We start from the raw sequence: 19,932 nt of genomic DNA, 5'->3' as shown, positions 1-19,932 counted from the left end.
CAACATATCAAGCGTAAAACAAATTTGAGAGAATTGAGGGGGGACTAGGGATTATGGATTTATTGATTGTACTGTTATCGCTTGGCTTGCTTATATTTGTTGCTTACCGGGGATTTTCGGTCATTTTATTCGCTCCGTTATGTGCTTTGCTAGCTGTGTTTTTGACTGATCCAACGCTCGTTTTACCGTTCTTCTCTAATGTCTTCATGGTGAAGATGGTCGGATTTATAAAATTATACTTTCCTGTGTTTTTGCTTGGGGCGATATTTGGTAAAGTGGTTGAGATCACTGGAATCGCAGAAAAAATCGCGAAAATTATCATCCGTTTTATAGGTGTGAAAAGGGCGGTTCTTTCCATCGTGTTAATGGGAGCGATTCTTACATACAGCGGCGTCAGTTTATTTGTCGCAGTATTTGCGATTTATCCATTTGCGGCGCAATTATTTCGCGAAGCGGATATTCCGAAACGTCTTATTCCAGCGACAATCGCATTTAGTGCATTTACGTTTTCGATGGATTCGCTTCCTGGGTCACCTCAAATTCAAAATGTGATTCCAACTACATTCTTTAAAACAGATATTTATGCAGCTCCTACATTAGGAATCATCGGAGCGTTGTTTATTTTTACATGCGGCATGCTGTATTTGGAAAGGTGTAGAAAGAAGGCGGCTGCCAAGGGTGAAGGCTATTTTGGAAAAGGGGATGCGGCTTCTGAAATGGCTGCCGCAACTAATGCACAAGTGGCGCCAACGCCGATTGTTTCAGGTGATAGGATTCCAGCTAGTTACTGGTTGGCGTTTCTGCCGCTTGTACTAGTTGGAGTGATGAATAAAGTTTTTACAGAATTTATCCCCGTTTGGTATACGAAAGGATTTGATTTTGCATCCATCGGTTTGAAGGAGTACGGAACAATTGATATGGCGCAAGTCGTCGGGATTTGGTCAGTGGAAATCGCACTTCTTATCGGTATATTGAGCGCTATATTATTAAACTTCCAAGCGGTAAAAGAACAGTTTCAATCGATTACAAGCGTGGGCGTAAGTGGTTCAATCTTAGCTGCGATGAACACGGCAGCCGAGTATGGATTCGGTGCTGTTATAGCTGCTCTACCTGGCTTTGTTATGATTCAAAATTATTTGACTGGGACGTTTTCCAATCCTTTAATTAACGGAGCGGTTATGTCAAATATATTGTGCGGGCTAACAGGATCAGGCTCGGGCGGAATGAGTATTACATTAGGGTTAATGGCAGACAAATATATTCAAGCAGCAGCGGATTTTGGTATTCCGTTAGAGGTATTGCACCGCGTTATCGCAATGGCGGCGGGAGGGATGGATACGCTTCCTCATAACGGAGCCGTCATTACGCTACTTGCGGTGACAGGATTAACGCACCGGGAAGCTTATAAAGAGATTTTCGGTATTACTTTAATTAAGACGGCTGCTGTCTTCTTTGTTGTTGGGGTTTATCTGATGTTTTCTATTGTATAAGCGTGTATAAGCCATCATTTTATGGAGTGATGGCTTGTTTGTATGTGTTGAATGTAGGTGCTATGTACATATGAAAAGAATCTCTCTTAAGCCTCTACGAATATACCAAATGTAATGATTCGGAGTTTTGTTTGAACCTTCCTTATTAATAAACCCCATCATTAGCAATATAATTTTATGAAGTAATTCTACATTGGAATTTTATATCTTTTTAAATTCATTAAAAGAGTTCTTGGCCTTTTAATTTTTATAAATATGATTTTATTACATTTACAAAAAACGAGGATTGCTGTGAGATTACCGCATGTTTACTTCAATGGAAAAGGAAAATTTTGTATGATACAATAAAATCAAATCGAAAACATTGGAGAAATTCAAATGCCAACTTACAACAAACTAGTACGTGACCGCATTCCGGAAATTATCGAAAACAAAGGGAAGACATTTACAACTAGAATTCTAGATGAAAAAGAATACATAGAAGAAGTAAGTAAGAAGATACAAGAAGAATTATTGGAGTATTTAGAGGCTGAGAGTAAAGAACATAAAGTTGAAGAACTAGCGGATCTATTAGAACTTGTAAATGCACTGGCGCAGTATGAGGGGGTAACGCTAGAAAGTGTTGAGAACAAGCGTAAACAAAAAGCTGAAAAACGCGGTGGTTTTCGGGAACGAATCTTTTTAGTTGAGGTACATGATGAATAATTTTCATCCCGATACTAGCGTTTGTTGTGGGATAGTGCGGGGAATCTTTCTTATCTGAAAGCTCATGTATTGAATTTACTCTGTAAAGTTTCAATTATAATCAATCTACTAGAAATCATAAGAGGTGAAGGAGCATGGCTGAAGTAGCATTAGCACAAAATATCGATGCCAAAACAGTGTTTAGTTGGAAGCTTAAAGAATTTATTGAAAGGGGAAAAAAAATAAATTTTGATAGCCTATTTCCAACGAAAAATAAATTCAATAATAAAAATAATAACTTTTTTATCCTAGTTGTTGCTGCTTTACCATTAATAAAGAAGGATGGAATTTTGAAATTTGAATCCGTAGTTAACGAAACTAAAGCAGCCTTTGGACTTGATAACAGAGAACCTTTTTCGAGTTTGCCCAAGGCTGAAACTAGTGGTTCCTTTTTAAAAGGCTTTAAACTCATTATGGGGAGGAGCAAAACTGGTAAAGAATTAAAGTCATCTGAGGTTGGACAGGGCAAGGGTTATGATTGGGAGGACATAGAGTTTAATCATGAAAAATTTGATAATAACAAAGTTTTCCAATATATATATGATAATATCAATTCATCTCTTGATATAACTCTCGCAGAACTGATTGATAAATTAAAAGAAGACAAATTTGTAACACAAGAGTTTCGTAACCATCTAGATGAAATCGATTGGAATGTTACTGAGGAAAGTGTTGTAAAGAATGCAGAAGTTCAGTTAGGTTCAACTGAAAAAATATTAGAAGACATGATAACGAATGGTGTTAAACAAGTGATTTTAACTGGGCCTCCTGGAACGGGAAAGACATATGCAGCTTTAGCTATTGCTAGAAGGAACGATGAAAGGATTCTTGAGGAAAATTCGATAGATGATGGTAAATTCTATGAACTTGTCCAATTTCATCCGTCATATGATTATTCAGACTTCCTAGAAGGGATTCGTCCCATTCCGTCAACACAGCAGGAAGGGGCAATCGGTTTTGCAAAGGTAGAAGGTGTTTTTAAAGCCTTTTGTCGTAAGGTTGCATTACAAAATAAAGAGGTAGATGAGTATAATAAATATCTTGAGGAAAAGGGATCCAATAAGAAAGAATATAATCAATATTATTTTATTATAGATGAGATTAATAGAGCTGATCTTTCGAAGGTTTTTGGGGAGCTACTATTTGCCTTAGAAGCAGACAAACGTGATCAACCATTTAAGTTACAGTATGATTCATTACCAGTTCATGGTATAGATACAAATGATGTGTTTGCAGATGGATTCTATGTACCCCAGAATGTAATTATCATTGGGACAATGAATGATATTGATCGATCAGTAGAGAGTATGGACTTTGCATTACGTCGTCGATTTATGTGGTTACCAGTGGATGTAACAAGAGAAAGTTTATATGAAGCATTTCATTCTGGACGTTTCTTTGGTGATAATTCAAGAATTGTGCATACTGTTACGGAACAGATTGTGAAATTAAATGACTATATAGCTACTAAAGGTGCGGAATATTTGTTAAACGAAAATTATTATATTAGCCAAGGATACTTTTCTAATTTACCCGAGCCAATCAAAAGTGGGGATGTTGAACGTTTATTGCAATATGTTTGGGAGTATCGCTTGCGCTCTATTATTACAGAATATGTGCGAGGTAATATAGGAGCAGAGCAATTTGTTGGGTCTGCTAGAGATAAGTTTCTAACCATATTAAAAACGAATGAACCGAGTGATGAAGATGCAGGTTCATGATTATCAAAAGGTCTCTAATGAGGAAGAAGTTTCACTTTTAAAACGTGTTCAGCAGAATATTCGTGAAGGAAAGGCGAGAATTACTGTCCTAGGAGATGGTATGAAAGTCTCAGAAAAAGAGTCCGTACCGCTTATTGGGAAATATATTGGTAGGGCTTATTATACACAGCAATATGTTGGTGTTTTGTTTGATCATCAAAACGGGATAAGAATTAATTTTGGTTCTCGCTTTGATAAAAATGATGGTAATAAAAGTTTTTTAAGTTATATGCTAAAAAAGGTATTTGGTTCAAAGGCATTCATTTTTGAAAGCATGCAGGTGAGTGCGAATCGAGATAAAGCTTTTGAACAGATGTTGTTATTTATTTTTGTTTATCTTCTTGAGAAGGCAATGAAAAAAGGCACATTCAAGCAGTATACGAACTTCGATTTTTATGATAGTAACATTAAAGGAACGATTAATTTTAATGTTTATATGAACCAAATTATGATTCAGGATGGACGATTGCCTTATAATGTGAGGGAACGTAGTGCAATTAATCCAGTGAATATAGGGATTTTAACGGCTTATGATGTATTAAAAAGTAAGAACCCAACCCTTGTACAGCAAGTGTTTAAAAAGAATCCGATTCTTTTACGCTTTATTGCACAGATTAAGGGAGAGTTGCCAAACTATAGGAGTATAGATAAAAAGCAACTATTAAAGCAACTCACAAAGTCTATTAGGCACCCGTATTTTACAGAAATTGAGAGTCTGTGGAAAGTATGTATCGAGATTATTCGTCATTCAGGTTCAGACATATTTCAAGAAGAAAATCAAATGATTACAGGCTTGTTAATCGATGTAAATAAGCTGTGGGAGTATTTTTTAGAGCACACGGTTTTTGCTGAGATGAAAAAGATGGCTGCGCTTTATGAAGTTTCAACGCAGGATAGTTATCAAATTTTATATGAACTTAAGGGTTTTGATATGAAAATTAAGCCAGATTTTGTTTTGTCACACAATAAACAAAATCAAGCAGTCTTTGATGCAAAGCACCGCCCAGCCTGGTCTAATAAAGATACAAGTGCAGTAAAGAAGGATGTTTATCAAATCTCTATGTATATGTCTGCGCTAGATGTTAGTATCGGTGGTGTAATTTACCCAACTAATGAAAATGATGATGCTGTGGCAAGTTCGCCAATTTCAACACATTGGAAGAATGGGAAGTTTTATTTAATACCTTACAATGTGCCTAAATCTGGTGATTTAGAAGCCTTTTTGGACAAACAAAACGAAGAGTTAGCAAACAAAATTATAAATATATTAAGGGAATCGAAAGATAGTAACCTCATGTAGATGCGTTACGGTGAACTGTATCACAATTGATAGTAAATCAGAAGTTTGAGGTGGAAATCGTATAGGACATTTTGTAAACATGAAACGCCTTAGATTAAATTTTTAAGGCGTTTCAATATAATAAAAACTATTAGGGTGTAAACCCTTTAATGTTTGGAATTACTAGGTATATAAACAAAACGCCTGAACAGAACAGACATTGTTAGGGTCTTTGTTATTTGATGGTGAACGGATTAAGGAGTGATGATTGATAGAGCAGCACTTTTTTATTGCTGTTCATCAAGCTATATTCAAGTTGATACGAAAAATAGAGGAAGACGAACAACTGCTTGACCTTGTTCATTTTTTATAAAGTCATCCAAAACAAAACACCCCTCTAAAAAAGAGGAGTGTCCCATCAATCTCACGAAGCATCCGCACCTTCAAACTGACTATTATAAAGCGAAGCATAGAAACTATCAGCCTTCAATAACTCTTCATGATTACCTTGTTCTACAATATCCCCGTCTTTCATAACAAGGATTAAATCCGCATCACGTATTGTTGATAATCTATGAGCGATAATAAAGCTTGTTCGGCCTTCCATGAGGTTTTCCATGGCTTTTTGAATCAGTACTTCTGTACGAGTGTCGATTGAGCTTGTTGCTTCGTCGAGTATGAGTATTTTTGGATCCGCTAGAAGGGCGCGGGCAATTGTGAGTAATTGCTTTTGTCCTTGGGATACGTTGCTTGCTTCTTCGTTTAGTTCCATATTATATCTATTTGGTAATGTTTTTACGAAGCTGTGAACGTGGGCTGCTTTCGCTGCTTCGATTACTTCTTCGTCGGTTGCGTTCAATCTACCGTAACGGATATTTTCCATGATGGAGCCGTTAAATAGCCATGTGTCTTGCAGTACCATCCCAAACATACTGCGCAGGTCTTCGCGCGTAAAGTCTTTTATGTCGTGACCGTCTATACAGATCGCACCGCTGTTTACGTCATAGAAACGCATTAATAGTTTTACGATTGTTGTTTTACCAGCCCCGGTTGGTCCGACGATTGCTACTTTTTGTCCAGGTTTAATATTAGCTGAGAAGTTATTGATGATGATCTTATCTGGATTGTATCCAAATTGAACATTTTTGAAGGTAACTTCTCCGTTTACTTTTTGCAGCTTCACTGGATTTTCTGATTCTGGCATTTCCTCTTCTTCTTCTAAAAATTCGAAAACTCGTTCTGCAGCGGCAGCTGTGGATTGAAGTACGTTCGCGATTTGCGCTACTTGAGCGATTGGCTGCGTAAAGTTTCTTACATATTGTACAAAGGCTAGAATATCTCCAACTGCGATGGTTCTCTTTGCCGCAAGCCATCCGCCTAAAATCGAGACAGCGACGTAACCGATATTCCCGATAAACATCATAATCGGCATCATCATACCGGATAAAAATTGAGACTTCCACGCGGAGTGGTAAAGGGTATCATTTACCTCTTCGAATTTTTTCACTTCTTCTTCTTCTTTGTTGAAGGCTTTTACGATATTGTGACCACTATAAATTTCTTCGACTTGCCCGTTTACGTGTCCTAAATATTCTTGCTGGGATTTGAAGTATTTTTGTGATCGTTTTACGACTGCCATGATAAGGATCATGGATACTGGCAAGATTAAGAGCGCGACTAATGTCATTTGCCAGCTGATTGATAACATCATGATGAATACACCAATGATGGTAATAACGGATGTGATGATTTGCGACATACTTTGATTTAAAGTCTGGCTCACCGTATCTACGTCATTCGTAATTCTAGATAATACTTCTCCGTGCGTTGTTTTATCAAAGTAATTCAGCGGCATACGGTTGATCTTTTCATCAATTTCTTTTCTGAAGTTATAAGATACCTTTTGTGCGACGCCTGAAATGATATATCCTTGGATAATGCCAAACGCAGTACTCGCTATATATAATCCAAGGAGCAGAAGGGCAATGTTTCCGATATAGGTAAAGTCAATGGCAGCACCGTGCACGCCTGTTACTTTGTCTACGAGTCCTTCGAAAAGTTTTGTTGTTGCCTTACCTAAAATTTTTGGGCCGACGATTGCGAAGGCGGCACTACCGATTGCGAAAAGGATAACGATTAAGATTGATAATTTATAGGGCTTCAAGTATTGAAGGAGCTTATTCATCGTTCCCTTGAAATTTTTTGCCTTCTCAATCTTTCGCATGCCGCCGCCCATATGACCGCCGCCATGGCCACCACCAGGACCACCTTGTTTATTATGTTCTACTTTTTTCTCACTCATGATGACAACTCCTCTCTTGAAAGTTGCGATAAAGCAATTTGCTTATAAACTTCACAGTTTTCCATAAGCTCTTCATGAGTACCTGTTCCGACTATTTCTCCTTCATCAAGTACAATGATCTTATCTGCATTCATAATGGTACTGATTCTTTGGGCAACAAGTAAAAGAGTACTTCCTGCAATCTCGTTGTTTAAAGCTCTGCGCAGCGCAGCATCTGTCTTAAAGTCAAGAGCTGAGAAACTATCATCAAATATGAAGATTTCCGATTTTTTTGTAAGAGCACGCGCAATAGAAAGTCTTTGTTTTTGACCGCCTGAAACGTTCGTACCACCTTGTGATATTTCTGTACGGAAGCTTTCAGGTTTCGCGTTAATAAACTCCATCGCCTGAGCGATTTCTGCCGCTTTTGTTAGTTCTTCTTCAGTTGCCTCTTTCTTACCGTATTTCAAATTACTTTCGATTGTACCGGAGAATAAAACTCCTTTTTGCGGTACGTAACCGATTTTTTCTCTTAATTCTTTCTGAGATACTTCTCTAATATCAGTGCCATCTATTAAGATTTGGCCGCTTGTGACATCGTAAAAGCGTGGAATTAAGTTGATTAATGTTGATTTACCACTACCTGTACTTCCGATGAAAGCTGTCGTTTCTCCAGGCTTTGCGGTAAAGGTGATATTAGAAAGCACATCTTCTTCTGCACCTGGATATTTAAAGCTAACATTTTTAAATTCAACGTAACCTTTCTTGTCTGAAGAGAAAGGTTTTGGTTCCTCTGCATCATGAATGGTAACGTCAGTGTCTAAAACTTCTGCGATACGTTGTGCAGATACAGAAGCACGTGGAACCATAATAGATACCATTGAAATCATTAAGAAGGCCATGATGATTTGCATTGTATATTGCATAAATGCCATCATATCACCAACTTGCATATTTCCCATATCCACTTGGTGTGATCCAACCCAAATAATCAGTACAGTAACGGCATTCATGATAAACATCATCATTGGCATCATAAATGACATTAAACGGCTTACAAATAAATTCGTTCTTGTTAAGTCTTGATTTCCTTTTTCAAATTTCTTTTCTTCATGCTTTTGATTATTAAAAGCACGAATCACGAGCATACCTGTTAAAGATTCACGAGTGATTAAGTTAATTTTATCTACTAACTTTTGGATACTCTTAAACTTAGGGATCGCGATGCTAAATAAACCAATGACTAAGCTTAAAATGGCGATAACTGCAACTGCGATAATCCATCCCATTGAAAGGTCTGTAGTAAGTACTTTAATAATGCCGCCTATGCCTAAAATCGGTGCATAGAATACAATGCGAAGCAGCATAACCATAAGGGTTTGCACTTGCTGGATATCATTTGTACTTCTTGTAATTAAAGAGGCAGTGGAAAACTTATCAAACTCCGCATTTGAGAAGTTTGTAACCTTCCGGAATACTTTCTTTCTAAGATCTCTTCCGAGTCCCGCAGCTACTTTTGCGGCAAGTAAACTCACGACAACGGTTGCGGCCATACTTACTAAGGATAGAAGCAGCATTTTCCCGCCAGAAGTAAGAATGAAATTGGATTGAAGCTTATCTGTATTGATGCCAATCTTTTTATACTCATTCTCAATGAATGAAACGGCTGACTGTGTTACCATGCTGCCTGGCATATTCTTAAACTTTTCATCTGCCTTTTCTTTCATTGCATTGATTTGATCTTGAGGCATTTTCGCAATGACTACAAAAGGATCTGTATTTGGCGGAAGTTTCGCCGGTGTATTGTTATCACCTGGCGCAGCGGGAGTAAAAGCAGATGGGCCGCCTTTTTCAATTCCTTGTGTAATTAACATTGGTTTCCCAAAGATATCGTTCAGTTCGTTAATTGTATTTTTATTCTCTGTATGTAGCTTATAAAGGGGTTCTTTATCCAGCTGCGGATAATCTTTCAAATCATTTTTTAGCTCACTTTGAGAAAGATTGTTCTTATCTAAAAGCGCATAGTTGTTATCTACTTTTTTCTTCTCATTTTCATTCATAAAGAGCTTAAGTTTATCCATCTCACTCTTACGAATAACCTCAGGTACTGCGTTTTCTACACCTTTTTGCTGAATACCTACATTCACAATTTTAGACATGTAATCTGGCAGTGATAGGTCACATACGGCTTGTATGGATAATAGACATATAACTGCAATGATTGAGGCAGTAAAAGGTTTTAAATGTTTAATTATCTTTAACATTTAATTCATCTCTCCAATTTCCTTGTCTAATTTTTTTAGTTTTTACTTCGTCTCTGTACTTTATTCTTTGTATTCTCCGTAATGCATACTAGCACCTTTTTACATACTTTCGACCACAGATTAAGTATCATTCTATAACTATATGTTTTTTGAATCCTGGTTTACATGTAAATGAAAAAACATAACTGTTGACCAAAAGTTATAAAATGGTGTTGCTGTTTTCATACGGATGTATAGCCCCTCAACAGCCCATTATAAACCCCTACTAAGCCCCTTACAAATAATAAAGCATTACAAAAACAAAATAAAAAACTACTACAAGCATTCCTTCGAAGAAATGTAGTCGTAGTCATTTTTTTGAAAAATATAAAATACCCCCGCCAAAATTCTTCCCTCATCCCTATATACATGATGGAACTCAAAATTACATATGTTTCATTAAAGGATAGGAGGAATACACATGGCAGTATACCGTAATGTACAGGTGAATTTTTGGCAGGATGATTTTGTGCTCGATTTAACGCCGGAGGAGAGGTACTTTTACATATATTTGCTGACGTGTTCAAAGACGACGCAGTGCGGGATGTATTCACTGCCGAAGCGCTTGGCGGAGATGGAAACAGGTTATAACAGGGAGACCGTTGAGAAGTTACTGCAGCGCTTTGTTGATTATGGAAAGATATTGTACGATGCGGAAACGAAGGAGTTATATATTCTGAATTGGTTACGCTATAATCCGATTACGAATACAAACGTGGAGAAGTGCGTGTTACGTGAGTTGAAGACTGTGAAAAGCAAAGAGTTTGTCCGTATGTTTCTTCAAAGATGCTTGGAGGAAGAGTTACATATTCCGTTATTGCTAGAGCATTTCGGTATGCCGAGTGAATTGTCTGAGATTATCCCTAAAGAAACCTTTGCAAGCTGTGAAGCGGATGTGGAAGTAGAAGAAGCGGAACCAGGCAGCAGTGTATTTACGTTTTATGAACAACACTTCGGTAGTTTGTCGTCTTATGCAGCGGAGGAATTAAGTGAATGGATGGCTGATTTGTCGGAGGAGCTTGTATTAAAAGCACTTCAGATTTCTTATGAAAATAATAAGCGGACGATTGCTTATGTGAAGGGGATTTTGCGAGATTGGCACGGAAAGGGATATACGAAGGTTAGTGAAGTAGAAGAGGCGGCAGTGAAGTTTCGGAAGAAGGAGCCGACTGCCGTGTATGAAACTGAGAAGTTCCTTGAGGAGTGCGAGGAGTGGGAGAAAAATGTGCCGTCTGAAGAAGAGTTGCAGAAGTTTCTCGAGGAAGAAGGATGGCGTCCATGAGCATTCAAAATGTTGAGGCAGAACAGACGGTATTAGGGTCTTTACTTCTTGAAGGAGAACTGATTAAGGAGTGCCGCTTGACTGAGCAGCACTTTTCTACGGCTGTGCACCGAGCTATATTCAAGTTGATTCGGGAAGTAGAGGAAGATATGCAGCCGCTTGATCTTGTTACGCTTGTTTCAAGAATGGATGCTGCTTTTTTGGCGCAAATTGGGGGGATGGAATACTTAGTTAATATGATTGAGGGTGTGCCTACTACTACCAACTTCTCTTATTATGAGGGGCTTGTTCGGAATGCTTGGAAAATGAACCAGGCGGGAAGCGTGGCACACAGCATGTGCGAACGGCTTCTTGCGGAGAAGGATGAGAAAGTAATTGGAGAGACGATTACGAGGCTTTGTGAACTGGAAGAGGTGGATTGCACACTCGATTTTGATTTGAAGGATACGTTAGTCGATCTTTATGAAGAGCTTCATCAAGATACAGAAGAACTTACTGGCATTGAGACTGGTTTTCCAGCTTTAAATAAGATGACGTGTGGCTTGCAGGAAGGGGATTTTGTTGTGATTGGGGCGCGGCCTTCGATGGGAAAGACGGCGTTCGCTTTAAATATTGCGCTTCATGCAGCAAAATCAGATGCGGCAGTTGGGTTGTTTTCCCTGGAGATGAGCGATAAGCAACTTTTGAAACGAATGGTTTCTTGTTTAGGTGAGGTATCTGGAAGACGGCTGAAAAACCCGAAGCATCGTTTTACGATAGAGGACTGGGGAAAAACGAGCCGCGCATTTGCGGAAATTGGAGATCTGCCGCTAGAGATTTATGATAAGGCAGGCGTTACAACGCAGGAGATTTGGGTGCAAGTGAGGAAGCTGAAACGAAAGCATGGGGATAAGAAATTGCTTGTTATTGTTGATTACTTGCAGCTTATTACAGGCGATTCGAAATATCGGGGAAATAGGTTTCAGGAAATGAGTGAAATTTCTCGTAAGCTGAAGCTGCTAGCGCGTGATTTAAATGTGTGCGTCGTAGCGCTTTCACAATTGTCTCGCGGGGTGGAGTCGCGTCATGATAAGCGCCCGCTACTTTCTGATTTAAGAGAGACAGGGCAGATTGAGCAGGATGCGGATGTGATTATGCTGATGTATCGGGAAGATTATTATGATAAGGAGACGGAGCATAAAGATATAACAGAAATTCAGATAGCGAAGCATCGGAATGGACCTGTTGGGATGCTAAATCTGCGGTTTCTGAAGGAATTTGGGAGGTTTGTGGAGAGGGAAGGTTAAAAAAAGACTAGTAAGTCCCCCGCCTAAAATGATCTTGATTCTTTTTTCAGACAGTCTGGATAAGATTAAGGATCTGCTAATCGAAAATTTCTTCAAGCAGTAGGGAATAGAATCGAATTGAGGTCTACATTAGGAGTATAAAAAAAGGCACTTCGCCGAGTGTCTTTTTTCTTTCAGATTAAATAGTGGCGATGACTGCTCATACCAGTGTTACAAGAGATGTGTAGTTGCTTGCGTCTAATCATTCTTTTGTACCTGCACTGCTAAAGATGTATAAAATACTTGGAAAACTGATTGTTGGTAATGCAACTGAAATTGCATCAATAACATACGCAACAAAAGAAGAATGTATATATTCTTGCATAGAGCTTTTAAAAGAGAAGAAAATCAAATCCTTGATGAATATGAATACTCCCCCACTTATCAAAAGTTTTGTTAGACAAGTATACAAACAAAAAAATATTTGTTTAATAAAATATACTATACTCTATTAAATGAAAGGAGAGAAAAATGTTTGGGACTAAAAAAATTTGTGGATTCCCTTCCGATTCCTTCCATAATCAAACCAAAAGGAACATATAAAGGAAAGCCGCTTTATGATGTACGCATGATTGAAACACTACACAAGTTTCATAGAGATTTACCTAAAACGAAGGTATGGGGTTATAACGGGTTAGTACCTGGTCCAACATTTGATGTTGAAAAAAATCATCCTATATATGTGAGATGGACAAACGATTTACCTAAAAAACACTTTTTACCAGTTGATAAAACCGTTCACGGAGCCCATGATAATCCAGAAGTACGCACTGTTGTTCATCTACATGGAAGCCCGAGTGAACCAGATAGTGATGGTCATCCTGAAGCATGGTTTACGAGAAACTTTCAACAAACAGGCCCAAAATTCGTGAAAGAGATTTATTATTATACGAATCGAGAACGGGCAACTGCCCTTTGGTATCATGACCATGCAATTGGGATTACTCGTCTGAATGTGTATGCAGGTCTTGCAGGTCTTTACTTGATTCGCGATAAGGAAGAAAGATCACTTCCGCTTCCGAAGGGGAAATACGAGATACCGCTTATCGTTCAAGATAAATCCTTTAATCCAGACGGGTCGCTCTTTTATCCTGCTCAACCAGATAATCCATCCCCTAATTTACCATGTCCTTCTATTGTTCCTCTGTTTTTAGGAAATACAATTACAGTTAACGGGAAAGTATGGCCATTTTTAAAAGTAGAGCCCCGCAAATACAGATTTCGTTTATTAAACGCTTCTAATACTCGAACATATCAGTTCCAATTTAGTGACCTTAGTTCATTCTTTTTAATCGGAACTGATGGTGGTCTTCTTAAACAGCCAATTAGAGTACAAAGTTTGGATGTTTCACCTGCTGAACGTATGGACATCATTGTTGACTTCTCAGGTTTAGAGGGGAAGAAAGTAGTATTACAAAATGGAAGTGATTTAGAAAATTCAACTGGCGAGGTAATGGAGTTCCAAGTAACTAAGCCGTTGTCTTGCCCTGATAAAAGCAAAATCCCATGCCTCTTAAGCAACATTGAATTTATCCCATTAAAGGAAGTTGAGGTAAGAAAAGTAAGACGGTTAACACTAAGTGACTCAGAAGATGAATTTGGGCGTCCTATGCTTTTATTAGATGATAAAGAATGGGACGATCCAGTGACAGAAACACCATTACTTGATTCTATCGAAATATGGGAGTTAGTGAATTTAACCGTTGGAATTCATCCTATCCATATACATCTTGTTAATTTTCGTGTCCTTGATCGCCACGATCTGAATGGGCAATTGTTAGATCCTCTCCCGGCCGATTTCGGCTTAAAAGACACCGTTCTAGTAGGGGGTGAACAAATCGTTCGAATTATAATGAAGTTTGAACCGTATTCTGGAGACTATGTATGGCATTGTCATCGTTTAGAGCATGAAGACCATGACATGATGAGACCATTAAAAATCATACCTTCCAATCCCAATAGGCAGAAATTAAAATGAATTGAAAACGAACTTCCAATAACGCTGATGATATGAATGAAAAGTCCCTTCATTTCTGAAAGGGACTTTTCGGGGTTTTGGGATACTTATTATTTCTGCACATCTACGACTATTTTTTACCAGTTTAATACTCTTTTCTATAGTCTAAAACATTTTTTTATCTTATGAATTATTGTGCCTTAAATTCAATCACTTGATCTTGATTGATTGTTTTTCCATCTAAAAGGCCTTTTGCTGTTATATAAATAATTGTTTTTTTGGAGTCTTCAAGTTGACCAATTGCATATGTTGCGGTGAAGCTACCTGTGCTTAGTTTCCACTGCTCACCATTCCATCTGCCAGTTATTTTTTGGGCATCGGAAGCTTCGACTTTACCATCGTAATTTAGTGTACCAAACTCTGTTTTTAATGTATTGCTAGCAAAATCAATTTGAACTTTGTTTAATAATTTGATTGGAGAGCTAGCTTGAATCTCGTATACATTGTTATTGATCTTTTTGAAGTGAATTTTTCCTTCTTGTCCTTTAACAAGTTTCATATATTGATCTGATGATAGGAACAATTCATATTCTTCCTGTGTAATTCCCATATTTTCATGGTATGCTAATCTTTCTCCAGGCTGTGCTGCTTTTATATACTCCATGTACCATGTATAGTTTTTTTGAAGACTCGCTTTCATTTTTTTATTAATTTCCTCAAGTTTTTGCTTCATATCTTCTTGTACTTGTATTGTCATAATATCAGCAGGTGTTTCTGATTTTACTAATAATGGTGTGATGAAATCTTTTGTACTCTGATTGGTAGGTGATAAAACTTCTTCATCTTTTTTCGGATTCGTATCCTGTTTATCCTCATTTTTTGTAGATTTCGTTTCTTCTTCTGCCGCGGTCTTTTTTGAATCAGCTGGTTTACTTTCAGTAGAATTATTACATCCAGCTAATAACAAGAACGTTGTAAGTGTCCCTAGTATGATTTTTTTCATTAAAAATTCCCCCGTATTATTTTCCTAAAAACAAACAATACCATAATTATACATTGGAAATCTTACCATAACAATTTGCTGTTTTTGAAAGCATGTTACATTCTTCAATTTTTAGTTATTCGTATTGATTGTTTGCATATTACTACAGGTAATTCAAAGTATAGAGGAAACAGGTTTCAAGAAATGGGTGAAACCTCTCGTGAATGGAAGCATATATGGTGAACGAGTTGGTCCGCCATGCTCAGATTATTGCATTTACAAGAGAAAGTGATCGGTTGAGATATGTGTTTTCTTCTGATACTTCGGACGTAAATCTTTAAGGAAAAGAAAATGGTAAGCGTATACACCTTTTGCTTGCAAAAAAGATCTATCTGCAAGAAAATAAAAGAGGTAAGAGTTATAAATAATGGTATAAAACCCAATTATTCTCTTTTTAGTTAAAAATCCCTTGTAAATAAGGTTTAAATATTACTGTATAAAAAGGTGGGTTTTTATACTTCCTGCTTAGGTGAGATCATATCATATCAGTTCATAGAGAATGTATGGCGGTCTTTTAATCTCGTTTCATGACTGTGTTAATACTTGAGGCTATTGACGACAACAGTAGAGTATTCGTATATAACGAACCAAAGAAAGGAAACTAAATATGAGGATGAGTACGATGAAAAAAATAATTGGTTTAATCTTCTTAGGTATAGTACTAATTGTTTTTGTTATTTACTATCAGAATCATTCTAATTCAGACCGAAAAGAGAAGATATATGTTGAGGATTTTAAAGGAACAAGTGATTCTGATAAAATTCAATCAGCTATTAATAAAGCAAAGGATAGTAAAATAAAGACGGTTTTGCTTGATGACAAAAAGTATAAGATTACTTCACCTATCGTTGTGAAGCAAGGTGTTAAGTTATTATTCGGGTATGGAACACAGTTTATTGTGAATGGTAACTTCAGGGTAATTGAACTTGAGAAGAATGCTTCAATGGAAGGGGCCTATATTGCCATTGATGATGCGAATTTTAATTCGGAAGTGATCTATTTAGATGGTAAACATAAATATTATAACACTTGGAACAAAACACATATAAAGGATATAAATATTATCAATTGGTCTGAAACGAACAAGGGTACAGGGATATCGTTATACGCTGGTGGAAAAGAGCATGAGATTTCTTTTGTTAACTTCGAAAACGTTAAGGTAGTAGGAATGAAGAATGGAGTAAAGTTAAAAGTGGATAAACCGAATTCTGGATATGCCTGGATCAATGCTAATCGGTTTCTGAATTTTTCTTTAGAGGATTGTGTAAACATGATTTACATGGATAGTCATTCAACGATACCGAATGAGGCTAGTGGGAATCAATTTACCAATTTACAGATACAACCTTCAAGTAAAACAAAAAGTGTTTTGAAGGTGAGCGGACAACATAATGAGTTTCATGGGATGTTGTGGGATTTGAATGAAATCAATCATGGAAACACGATTGTTGAGCTTACGGATAAGAGTGTGGATACGACCGTTGATATTTCTTCTGTGCCTATGAGCAGAATCTCCGATAGTGGACAAGCAAATAAAGTGAAACAGTAACTGTAAGGTTCTCTCAATCGGACGTGGCTTTCTTAGGAGAAGCCCCTAGATTCATGTAGAGAAGGGGACAATTATTACGTATAAGTTGAAATTGATCTTCTAGGGGCATGATGATGCAAGTAGAATTGTTAGAGTATTTTGTTTTTTTGTTTAGTTAACATTTGAAGATATCGAAGGGGAGCATATGACATCTACTAATGGAAGTAAATGGATCTTGATTTGTATGATTTTCATAGTTTAGATGTGCTAATTTGCCCTTGATCATTTATACTCAATCTCCATTTTGTTCCATTTGGGGAAGTTAACGTCACAGCATTTCCTTTTTGAAATTCTAAATCTCCATATAAAGTACCACCAGTAGTTGGTAACCATGAGGAGCCATGTTGCAGAGATGACCTTGCGAATATTCGATTTATCCGAAAGCGTTTGTGATCTTGTGTATATCCGCTTAGTGTGAACTTAACTTTATACAATATAGTTGACCTTACTTCTGAAAGCACAGTATTTCCGGCATTAAACGGAAGATCTTTAGCAACCTGCCATGGGCCATTTAGGCTCTGTTGATATTCAATTAAAATGCGACTTGGGCTTTCATTCCATCCAAAATAGATACCAATACAATTCAGCATGTTAATAGGCTGCTTAGAAAAATCTAACTCGATTACAATTGGCTGCGTACTCGGAACATCCACGTAATTTACACTTTGCTCATCAAGCAAGTTAAAACAATTATTAATATGTCCTCCGTAGGGGGCTTTTCCAGAAAGTTGGCGCACTGCGTAACGGACATTTGCATTTACTAATATATCATCTTGATTCCCAACTAGCTGGGCTTTTCCTAATGCTAGAGGAGGGTATACAGGAAGCGATTCTTCATGTGGCGTGGTATACCGATTGTATAGGCCACGATCGATAATCGATGTGGAAACTTGATTTGAGAATAGGTAGTTATGATGAGAAGTGGAAGAGAATTCGATAACGAGGGGAGCAGCATCCATACGAAAGACGTCCCATATGATTCCTTCAAATATATTATAGGCACCTGAACAGCGGATTACTTTTTTTGTTTGTTTCCGGCATTGAACTTGGATTCCCGTAAAGGTGTTTCCTGAAATTTCGTAAGGTAATTCACCATTTCCTATAATCTCGATACCATACTGACAACCATCTATAAAAATAGAATGGAAGGAGTTTGCATTAATCCAACAAGGATTGTTTATATCCTCAAGCTTTTCTGTTTTTAAATAGATAGCCGTATTAAAGTTTGTGATTTGGATGGAGTATGCTTTAAAGAAGCTTATGAAATCCCATGCCTTTTTACAGGATAAATGAATTGCGATACCTTGGTAAGTTGTTGTACGGTTTATAATATTAATATTTGATATAGAAGTATGATTATGAATTTCTATTTGATTGGCACCAGAAAGAAAAAGAACGGATGAGTTAAAGCTATTATCCACGATTTCAATCGAACCACCAGAGATTGAAGTGTTTTTTTGAAGCTCAAACACTTGGAAATTCCCTTTAACGATTAATGTTATAGTCGGGTCCATTTCAAGATGTACATTGGACTTCATAACAATAGGGGAGGAGATCGTATACTGTTTCTTCCCGGTAATAACAACTTTAGAATAATTGTTGGCCACGCAATAGTTAATGGCTTCTTGAATAGCTTGGGAATTATCGAGTAAATCTGGATTGGCACCAAAACAATCAATATTAACAACATTTTGATTTTGGCAGTCTTCAGTAAAATTAAGAGGTTCTGTCAACTTATAACACTCCTTATATGTGAGATATTATATAATATGCATGTTTGAAAAAATGCATATATATAAAAGAAAAAACAAACGAGATTATCGTTTGTTTTTTAATATTGATAGGTTTCAAGTGTAGAATGAATCATATTTGAGAGGGAAAAGGATTCTTCTACTTTTTCTCTTGCCGCTTTTCCTAAACATTTTCTTAGGTTTTGATTGTCATGAAGTAACTGGATCTTCTTTGCGAATTCTTTTTCAGAATGATGAGAAACGAGAATTCCAGTTTCATCATCTATGATAGCTTCTTTGATACCACCAACATCTACAGAAATAATAGGTGTTCCAGAAGCCATTGCTTCAATGACTACCATTGGAAACACTTCTCTTAGGGACGTTAGAAGTAGTAAGTCCATACTGCAAATAAATTCATATGGATTAGATGTATTACCTAAAAGCTTCACTTTATGATTTAACTTGAAATCATGAATCATTTTTTCAATAAAATCCCGTTCAGGTCCATCCCCAGCAATATAAAACATTACGTTACGTACATATTTTAACTCATTTGCAATTTTTAAAAAAAGTTCATGGTTTTTCTCTTTTGATAACCGGGCTAAAATTCCGATATTGAGGGTTTCTTTAGGTTGTGTTTGTTGAAATGAAAAATGCTTTACATCAACACCATTGTAAATTGTTCGAATAAGGTCCTTTCTTATACCCAATTGCAGTAAGCTGTCTTTCTCGAAGTTACTCACTGCGATAATTTGATGAACATGTTGATTTAACACCTTTTTAAATAGCGCGGGAAACTTTTTTTCAAGTATTGTAACATTATGTTTTGTATAAATGAGCTTCATTCTTTTTTTCGTGATTTTTTTAATTGCGATAGAATACAGTAACATTCTGAGACTATTTGCATGGATAACATCAATGTCCAATTTCATCACTTGTTTACTTAATGTATAGAGGTTAGCAGGATGATTTTTTAAACTTAAAGGAATAAAATGATGCTTATTATGAATTTGATGATACAACTCACCTGTGGCAGCTGCTGAATAAAACGTCATGTTTTCACCTTTGAGATGGTTTTCTAGTTTGCAAAAATACATCTCAGCGCCGCCCGTTATGAGTTTATCGGTTAATAGTAGAATATTGTTCAT

The 19,932-nt window shown here is 37.0% G+C and carries 13 protein-coding genes; 8 read left to right on the top strand and 5 right to left on the bottom strand.

Annotated features, from left to right (window positions below; translation table 11 throughout):
* The first annotated feature begins 53 nt into the window (after window positions 1-53).
* The 4 genes from M014_RS0104505 (at window position 54) to M014_RS0104490 (ending at window position 5,294) form a co-directional block, all read left to right on the top strand.
* Window positions 54-1,490, top strand: coding sequence for a GntP family permease (locus M014_RS0104505; RefSeq protein ID WP_026590655.1), 1,437 nt, complete (start codon window positions 54-56; stop codon window positions 1,488-1,490).
* A gap of 378 nt (window positions 1,491-1,868) precedes the next feature.
* Entirely contained in the window at window positions 1,869-2,195 is a 327-nt protein-coding gene (locus tag M014_RS0104500; protein ID WP_026590654.1) for a nucleoside triphosphate pyrophosphohydrolase, read from the top strand.
* A gap of 134 nt (window positions 2,196-2,329) precedes the next feature.
* Window positions 2,330-3,955 carry an McrB family protein gene (locus tag M014_RS27555; protein WP_026590653.1) on the top strand — a complete coding sequence of 542 codons (1,626 nt, stop codon included), beginning with the start codon at window positions 2,330-2,332 and terminating at the stop codon, window positions 3,953-3,955.
* Entirely contained in the window at window positions 3,936-5,294 is a 1,359-nt protein-coding gene (locus M014_RS0104490; protein WP_231503902.1) for an McrC family protein, read from the top strand. Before M014_RS27555 ends, M014_RS0104490 begins: the two co-directional genes overlap by 20 nt.
* A gap of 403 nt (window positions 5,295-5,697) precedes the next feature.
* Here the strand turns inward: M014_RS0104490 and M014_RS0104480 are convergent, their stop codons facing one another.
* On the bottom strand, window positions 5,698-7,575 hold the full coding sequence (locus tag M014_RS0104480) for an ABC transporter ATP-binding protein (RefSeq protein WP_026590651.1): 1,878 nt from the start codon (window positions 7,573-7,575) through the stop codon (window positions 5,698-5,700).
* Window positions 7,572-9,818, bottom strand: coding sequence for an ABC transporter ATP-binding protein (locus tag M014_RS0104475; RefSeq protein WP_026590650.1), 2,247 nt, complete (start codon window positions 9,816-9,818; stop codon window positions 7,572-7,574). The genes M014_RS0104480 and M014_RS0104475 overlap by 4 nt, the downstream gene beginning before the upstream one ends.
* A 460-nt stretch (window positions 9,819-10,278) precedes the next feature.
* Here M014_RS0104475 and M014_RS0104470 point away from each other — a divergent pair, with 460 nt between their 5' ends.
* The 3 genes from M014_RS0104470 (at window position 10,279) to M014_RS0104455 (ending at window position 14,442) form a co-directional block, all read left to right on the top strand.
* Window positions 10,279-11,139, top strand: coding sequence for a DnaD domain-containing protein (locus tag M014_RS0104470; RefSeq protein WP_026590649.1), 861 nt, complete (start codon window positions 10,279-10,281; stop codon window positions 11,137-11,139).
* Window positions 11,136-12,425, top strand: a complete 1,290-nt coding sequence (dnaB, locus tag M014_RS0104465; protein ID WP_026590648.1) for a replicative DNA helicase — start codon at window positions 11,136-11,138, stop codon at window positions 12,423-12,425. The genes M014_RS0104470 and dnaB overlap by 4 nt, the downstream gene beginning before the upstream one ends.
* A gap of 514 nt (window positions 12,426-12,939) precedes the next feature.
* Window positions 12,940-14,442: a multicopper oxidase family protein gene (locus tag M014_RS0104455; RefSeq protein ID WP_026590646.1), complete on the top strand. Its 1,503-nt coding sequence runs from the start codon at window positions 12,940-12,942 to the stop codon at window positions 14,440-14,442.
* 169 nt (window positions 14,443-14,611) lie between these two features.
* Here M014_RS0104455 and M014_RS0104450 read toward each other — a convergent pair whose 3' ends face one another.
* Entirely contained in the window at window positions 14,612-15,424 is an 813-nt protein-coding gene (locus M014_RS0104450; RefSeq protein ID WP_026590645.1) for a hypothetical protein, read from the bottom strand.
* Between the two features lie 646 nt (window positions 15,425-16,070).
* On the opposite strand from M014_RS0104450, the gene M014_RS0104445 reads away from it, so the two are divergent.
* Window positions 16,071-17,012 carry a hypothetical protein gene (locus M014_RS0104445; protein ID WP_026590644.1) on the top strand — a complete coding sequence of 314 codons (942 nt, stop codon included), beginning with the start codon at window positions 16,071-16,073 and terminating at the stop codon, window positions 17,010-17,012.
* A 230-nt stretch (window positions 17,013-17,242) separates the two neighbouring features.
* On the opposite strand, the gene M014_RS0104440 is transcribed toward M014_RS0104445, so the two are convergent.
* Window positions 17,243-18,784: a hypothetical protein gene (locus M014_RS0104440; protein WP_026590643.1), complete on the bottom strand. Its 1,542-nt coding sequence runs from the start codon at window positions 18,782-18,784 to the stop codon at window positions 17,243-17,245.
* Between the two features lie 98 nt (window positions 18,785-18,882).
* Complete coding sequence (locus M014_RS0104435) at window positions 18,883-19,932, bottom strand: glycosyltransferase family 4 protein (protein ID WP_026590642.1); 1,050 nt, start codon at window positions 19,930-19,932, stop codon at window positions 18,883-18,885.

Source organism: Bacillus sp. UNC437CL72CviS29 (assembly GCF_000482345.1).
In the GTDB taxonomy this organism is placed as follows: Bacteria; Bacillota; Bacilli; order Bacillales; family Bacillaceae_G; genus Bacillus_A; species Bacillus_A arachidis.
The sequence above is the reverse complement of the archived record's forward strand: the minus strand, read 5'-3'. Positions and strand labels throughout refer to the sequence as shown.